The following is a 3,920-nucleotide window of genomic DNA, read 5'->3' on the forward strand; positions in this document are numbered from 1 at the left end:
TGCGCGATGTGATTTGCCACCTTGTTGAATGGCACAAGCTGCTTCTGAAATTTGTAGCAGAAAATATGAAAGGCGGAAGCGGCGAAAAATCCGAAAACAAAAAGCCTGCGATTGTGTACCAGTTTTTGCCCGAACCGTACAACTGGAAAAACTACGGCGACATGAACCGCGCAATCTGGAAGAACTGCCAGAATATTACGACGGAAAAAGCCCTTGCCGACTTTGCCGAATCACACAAAAAACTGATGGAACTTGCGGAATCCTTTTCCGACGAGGAGCTTTTTGCAAAAAAGCATTTCGCCTGGACAGGAACAACGAACCTCGGCGCATATTTTATCAGCACAACCAGCAGCCACTACGACTGGGCAATTAAGAAACTGAAGGCGCACAGAAAGATTGCCACGGGGAAGTGAGATGGATTATCAAGACAAGTCCGATAATGACATAAAAAGTACTTTTGGGAGATTTCCTTTCACAGGCTTTTTGCTTATGTTTTGAGTTGATTAAAAATGATTTTTTCAAGCTAGAAGTTGCCCTTTTTATGCATTCTGTAAGTTGTTCAATTTTAATATATGTCAGTTTGAATATAAAAAAACGACCGCAAGAAAAACTTACGGCCGTTGAATTAAACCTATTGGAGTTTCATGTAGATGATAATAGCTATTGAAAGCACTATCGGAATTCCAAACTGAATGAACCAGCGGAAACTTTTTCCTTTGCCTCGTACTATGATATTTTGTACAATGGCAAGAACCACAGGAATTATTACATTCGATGGAAATTGAAAAATCCCAAGGAATCTTGCCAATCCCACGAGATTGAACTTCATGCAGACTTTTGCCACAATCAGATAATAAATCATCCAGCCGATGGACATTACTATCGAGCGGAATATGAATGCGCCCACATCATCCCTGTAATACCACATTAACTGATAACGTTCTTCATCAATTGCGTCCTGTTCCTGCTGTCCTGATTCGCAATAGCATTTTTTTGAGCAGTATCCGCCATTCCATTTTAGCGGTCTGTATTCTCCACAGTAATTGCAATATCCATAATTGTTTTCTGACATAAAAAACCTCCTGTCATATTATTTACATTTTATGCATGTTATACTTATATTGTTCATATAATCCTAAACCAGTTAAATCAGTAATTGAGACTATAGAGCCGTCATCCGCAGTCGCAATCTCAAAAACACCATAGTATCTATGATGCGAATTTCGCTTTCCAGTTCGCTTTGTAATTTCGCCAGTATAATCGTCGATGCTAAGAAAAACCACTGTTGTTTTTCCTACGGCAAGGCAGCCCGAAAGATTTTCCTTGAGCCAGACGTTAAGTTCGTCAGAGAATGGAAGGCATCTATCAGGATTTGATTCAATTCTCGTTTTACAAGATTGAATTTTGTCCTGAACTTCGTTTTCTGCTATGGCATACATATAAACATGCCTCATTAATGATTCTTCAAGTTTGAAGTTTTTACTTGCCGAAGAGAATTCATTCGTTTCATTATTGTTAGTAACAGTCCATTCGACAAATGATTTTTTGTATTTGTCATTTCGTTTTACCGTATCAATTCCTATAAAAATTCCAAAACCAAGCACTGCTGCAACAAGAACAGCAGACAGAATAGAAACAATTTTATACCAAAGTTTAGGCCAGTGGTTCAGATGCCAGTTCCCGATTTTCCCAATCAGAATCTTGACTTTGCTGTTTGAAGCTCTATTTGCATGGAATTCGTCGAGCAAGGTTGTATATTCGGAGCAATATTCTTCAAACTGTGAACCAAACTGCTCAAGATTTGATGCAATTTCATCGTTTTCATAATTTTTGTTCATTTCTATTTTAAAATTCTTCCGGTCTATACCAAGCACAAAATTCTTGCAGAGAGCCTGTATTTTTTGTGTTGCTGTTTCCACCTTCTTTTTCGGAACAATAAATTCGCTCTTTGCTGAATAAGATAGTTTTGCGGAATATATATCATTTGAAGTCAAAGCAGTGACAATCCTTCCCTTGATTTTTTTCGCCTTGATTTTGCGTGCGGCTGAATACAAAATGCTTTTAGGTGTTTTTACAAACTGTTGCTTTTCATAAGTTTTGCCTTCTTTCTTTATAAGTTCCTCGAATTTTTCAAATTGTTTTCTGTAGGCGTTCTGAATGAAGAAAAGCCTTGAGAAAAGCTCGTCTTTTGTACCCTGCGACAATGTTATCTGGGAATTTTTGATTGTGCTCAAGAATTCAACGCTTTCGTTCATGAGATTAAGTTCGTAAACATCAAGAATGAAATCTTCGATTTTATTTGCAAGGACTTCTTTTTCGTTTTCCGCCTTTTCTAAGCAGGATTCAGCCGCATTCATTTGTCTCTTCCAATTGTCAACCTGCCCTTTATAGCGGTTTAATTCTGCTTTTGCCATAGCCTCACGCTTTTTTGCTTCATTATAACCTAGTCGGTCTACAATAATTTTTTGGCGAGGACCAGCACCTTTTCCGCCAGCAGTTTGCATACCATTAAACATGCCACTTCCATGCCACTCATTATCCTCATAATCCATGCAGGCATCCATATCTCTTTGAGCATCACTGACTGCCTGTTCCGCAGCGTCATACTGGTCTTTAACAGCATCATACTGGGATTTTTTTTCATCATATTCAGCCTGAAATTTTTGAATTTTCGCATCGATTTCGGGCATTACCGCATTGTTCCATTTTATTGCATAGTTTGCCGAAGCCTTTCCCACTGCATCAGCCGTTTCCTGCTCCCAACTAACGCACATTCCTTTCCAGGTTGCCAGAGCCGACTTCGCACCTGCCTCTGCATTTGATGCTGTAACCGACTGTTGCAGAACCGACAATGCACTTTGATTTACACTCATTATTTTGCCTCCATTTTTCAGCATGACTTATATCAGTAGTGAAATTATATGCTGAGAAAAGGAAATTTTTGCATGAAACCCTACAAGAAAGATTATGAAATTTTACATAAAAAATTGTGAAAAATTCACAAGAAGCGTTTCTTATATGCAAATCAAATCGCCAAAGCCCAAAATGATGCTCCTGACTGGCTCAAAAAGAGAATCCACTAAAAACTTCTACGAGTGCGACGGCTACAACAGCACCTACAAAACAGCGTTTATTCAGTGGGTTGAATAGTAGGGAAAAAAATCGACACATTGCGTACTGTATACATTTTTTCAAAATGCACTAAAACTTCATTGTAAATTTGCAGTACGGATAGTTTGAGCAGCCGTAAAATTTTCCGTATTTTCCGTTTCGGAGTTTCAGTTCATTGCCACATTTTGGGCAAATTTGATTTTTCGCTTTCAAGCGATTTTCTGTTACGGTTTTGTGAATGTTTTCAACGTGCTGCTTTTCGTTTTTTCTGTCCTGAATGTTGTGTGATTCAATCACCTGAATAATATCATAAACTTCTTTCGGCGAAAGATTTTCTTCCCTTGATTCATTTTTTATCGCCCGCAAAAGTCTTGTGTCATAAACAACAATGCTGCTTGCGGATATTTCCTTTAGGATTCCGCTTCCTGTAAAAACGACAATCGGCATAAACTTCGCGTTTGGAAAATCGGCAAGCAAATTTTTCAGCGCGTAAACGTGAGCCCAGTTTTGCTTTATGGGATTTCTGAACTGATTTTTTTCTTTGTAGATGACTTGCATCCAGTTTTCGGCGTTTTCATTTCCGAAAATCCAGCCTTTGTAGTTTTTCGTCTCAATCACGAAAATTCCGTAAACCGAAACAATAATATGGTCTATCTGAACTGTTCCGCCGTTTTTAGTCTGAAGAATAACATTGTTCAAGATTTTGTAGTCATTGTGATTCAGCAAATTCAGACGGCTTGCAACGCTGATTTCTCCGATTCTGCCTTTTATTTTTGCACGGTTTTTAGCAAGAAAAATGAAAAATGCAA

Annotated in this window: 5 protein-coding genes; 2 read left to right on the top strand and 3 right to left on the bottom strand. The window is 38.4% G+C overall.

What is annotated here, in order from left to right; all coding sequences use genetic code 11:
- A partial coding sequence (locus B4C08_RS08085) for a ClbS/DfsB family four-helix bundle protein (protein WP_296664319.1) occupies window positions 1–413 on the top strand: 413 nt, incomplete at its 5' end.
- Window positions 414–631: 218 nt separating this feature from the next.
- Here B4C08_RS08085 and B4C08_RS08090 read toward each other — a convergent pair.
- Window positions 632–1,072, bottom strand: coding sequence for a hypothetical protein (locus tag B4C08_RS08090; RefSeq protein ID WP_296664320.1), 441 nt, complete (start codon window positions 1,070–1,072; stop codon window positions 632–634).
- Window positions 1,073–1,094: 22 nt separating this feature from the next.
- Entirely contained in the window at window positions 1,095–2,873 is a 1,779-nt protein-coding gene (locus tag B4C08_RS08095) for a hypothetical protein (RefSeq protein WP_296664321.1), read from the bottom strand.
- A 94-nt stretch (window positions 2,874–2,967) separates the two neighbouring features.
- On the opposite strand from B4C08_RS08095, the gene B4C08_RS08100 reads away from it, so the two are divergent.
- Complete coding sequence (locus B4C08_RS08100) at window positions 2,968–3,150, top strand: hypothetical protein (protein ID WP_296664322.1); 183 nt, start codon at window positions 2,968–2,970, stop codon at window positions 3,148–3,150.
- A 51-nt stretch (window positions 3,151–3,201) separates the two neighbouring features.
- Here B4C08_RS08100 and B4C08_RS08105 read toward each other — a convergent pair.
- A partial coding sequence (locus tag B4C08_RS08105) for an NERD domain-containing protein (protein WP_349675600.1) occupies window positions 3,202–3,920 on the bottom strand: 719 nt, incomplete at its 5' end.

It is taken from the genome of Treponema sp. UBA753 (genome assembly GCF_002297325.1).
Classification (GTDB): Bacteria; Spirochaetota; Spirochaetia; order Treponematales; family Treponemataceae; genus Treponema_D.

Bases quoted from the DNA above. Each gene is read 5' to 3' on its own strand.
- B4C08_RS08090 (WP_296664320.1), bottom strand. From the start codon at position 1,072: ATGTCAGAAAACAATTATGGATATTGCAATTACTGTGGAGAATACAGA.
- B4C08_RS08100 (WP_296664322.1), top strand. From the start codon at position 2,968: ATGAAATTTTACATAAAAAATTGTGAAAAATTCACAAGAAGCGTTTCT.
- B4C08_RS08095 (WP_296664321.1), bottom strand. From the start codon at position 2,873: ATGAGTGTAAATCAAAGTGCATTGTCGGTTCTGCAACAGTCGGTTACA.